Here is a 2,614-nt window from a genome sequence, read left to right on the forward strand (position 1 = left end):
TTTTTTAAATGAATGAGGTAGAATGTTGGTATCATTATTTTTGAGATAGGCAAGCGTGTAACAATTATGCTGCCTATCTTTTTTTAGCACACATTGGCTCAATCCTTACAAAGGTATGGGTTTCAGGCTGGTTGTTACCCCCCCAGGTTTTTAACCAAACTTGATAATTGAAAATCTCAGGTCTGAAGGCACGCTCGATTCTTAAGAAATTACTTCCCTAACATCCCTGCATAGATAACTGAATACTCTGTGGCTTGTTGCCCACACCCCGGAGAGCTTTTTGAAGGCAGATTGTTGTCTGACCAGCCTTCGTGCAATTTAATCTCAAAAAAAATCAATTGCACTGGTTTTTACGAGTCGGGTCGTACTTTTTTCGAGCTATTGGCAATAGTAAAATTATACTGTAAAAAATCCTCTAATCACCTGTTAAAAATGTTGCCAAAGTTCTTGAGCAAAGTGCAAATTTATACTTTTTTCTTGACAGTCTTAGTGTGCGGCGGCTGCCAGCAGCAGCTAAAGCCAAACTTGCAGCAGCAGCGCAGCAAACAAGGGATGGCAGTTTCGGCTCACCCTCTGGCGAGCGCTGCGGGGCTGGCGCTGCTGCAACAGGGAGGCAATGCCGTGGATGCGGCGGCTGCTACGGCTTTGGCGATCTCGGTGGTGGAGCCTTTTTCGGCGCGTATCGGCGGCGGGGGTTTTTTACTGCAGCAGCGGGCGGAAACGGGGACTGTGCAAGCGCTGGATTTCCGGGAACGAGCTCCGAAACGGGCGACGCGGGATATGTACCTCGACAAGCAAGGCAAGGTGCGCCAAAGGGCAAGTCTGGACGGGCATTTGGCGGCGGGTATTCCGGGAACTGTTGCTGGACTTTACACGGTGCACCGCGAGTATGGTAAGTTGCCTTGGGTCCAGGTGGTGGCGCCGGCGATCGCCCTGGCTGAAAAAGGCTTTCCGGTAAGTTCGCGGTTTACCACGGCTACCGGGCGACGACACGATGCGATCGAAAAAAACCGGGCGGCGCGGGAGGTTTTTACTCGTGGTGGCATTTTATACCAGCCGGGTGAGCTTTTGGTGCAGCGGGATTTGGCGCGGACTTTGCGGCAGATTGCACAAAATCCGCAGAGTTTTTATACCGGGGACATTGCGCGGGCGATCGCCGCCGACATGGCTAAAAACGGCGGCATTATGACTCTGGAAGATTTGAAAAACTATACGCCGATTTGGCGGAACCCGGTTTGTGGCAACTTTCGCACTTACGAAATTTGCGCGATGTCGCCTCCTTCTTCCGGCGGCGTTCATTTGTTGCAAATCTTAAATATTCTGGAAGATACGGATCTCAAGAGGTTGGGGAGGCAAAGTCCAGATACGCTACATTTACTGGCGGAGAGCATGAGGATTGCTTATGCTGACCGGGCACAGTATTTGGGCGACCCGGATTTTGTGAGGGTACCGGTCAAAGCTCTGACTAGCAGCAATTATGCCAAATTGAGACGATCGCAAATCCAAATGTCAAAAGCCACACCCTCCAGCGAGGTAAAGGCTGTTGACGCTGAAACTTTGAACCGTCTCCTGTGGGAGTCTCGCGAAACTACACACCTGACGGTAGTTGACAAAGAGCGCAATGTAGTAAGCTTAACGTTTACGGTGAATGGGGGTTTTGGGGCTGGAGTCGTGGCTGCGGGTACGGGAATTTTGCTCAACAACGAGATGGATGATTTTGCAGCGGCGCCGGGAGTGCCTAATTTGTTTGGTTTGGTGGGCGGGGAGGCAAATTCGATCGCCCCGGGGAAAACTCCTTTATCCAGCATGACGCCGGTCATCGTGACAGAAAATGGCAAATTTCGCCTCGCTGCGGGGGCTCCCGGAGGCAGCACGATTATTACCACGGTGTTGCAAATTGTACTGAACGTATTGGTTTACGACATGAATGTCGGCGATGCTGTGTCTGCACCTCGGGTACACCACCAGTGGCAGCCCGATCGCCTGATGGTGGAACGGGGAGGTTTTGAGGCTGGGACGCTTTCGGAGTTGCGGCGGCGGGGACACCAGATTGTCGAAGGTGACGGCTGGGGCAATGCCAATGCGATCGTCCTGACTGCGGATGGTTGGTTGGAAGGGGCTGCCGACCCGCGCGGGGAAGGAGAAGCCAGGGGGTTTTAGTCATCAGTCAGTCGATTAGAGATTTTAGATTTTAGAGGGGGGCGAGACTTCGGCGACTCGACGATTTTAGATTTACTCCACAGATGAATCTGGGATGTTGAACTAGGGTCAAAAATTTTGATATCTCTACGACAGGAATCGGGGGCTTGTATGGTTTTTTTGGGCGAGGTCATCTTTCATGAGTCATTAGCTATTAGTCATTAGTCATTAGTCATTAGTCATTAGTCATGTTGGAGAGCGCAAACGGTATTAAAACCCGGTTTCTTTTGTCTCCAGTGCGTAAGTCCTGAAATTATTAGGGGAGCATCCCGGTTTTGTAAAAGTAGTATCAAGAGAGGATAATAGGCAGAGCGTCAACAGAAGCGTGAACTGGATTCGTAGGAGGAGTGGCTATGACCCCTGAACAGAAGGAGCGTTTAAAAGCTTGTGCTGCTGAGATTGCCGAGATTATGTA

General features: G+C 50.7%; 1 protein-coding gene. It reads left to right on the top strand.

Annotated elements, in window-relative coordinates:
* The first annotated feature begins 432 nt into the window (after positions 1-432).
* Entirely contained in the window at positions 433-2,160 is a 1,728-nt protein-coding gene (gene ggt / locus QUB33_RS29130; RefSeq protein WP_333358052.1) for a gamma-glutamyltransferase, read from the top strand.
* Positions 2,161-2,614: the final 454 nt, after the last annotated feature.

Origin of the sequence: Microcoleus sp. B3-A4 (assembly GCF_036705385.1) — a bacterium.
Taxonomy (GTDB): domain Bacteria; phylum Cyanobacteriota; class Cyanobacteriia; order Cyanobacteriales; family Microcoleaceae; genus Microcoleus.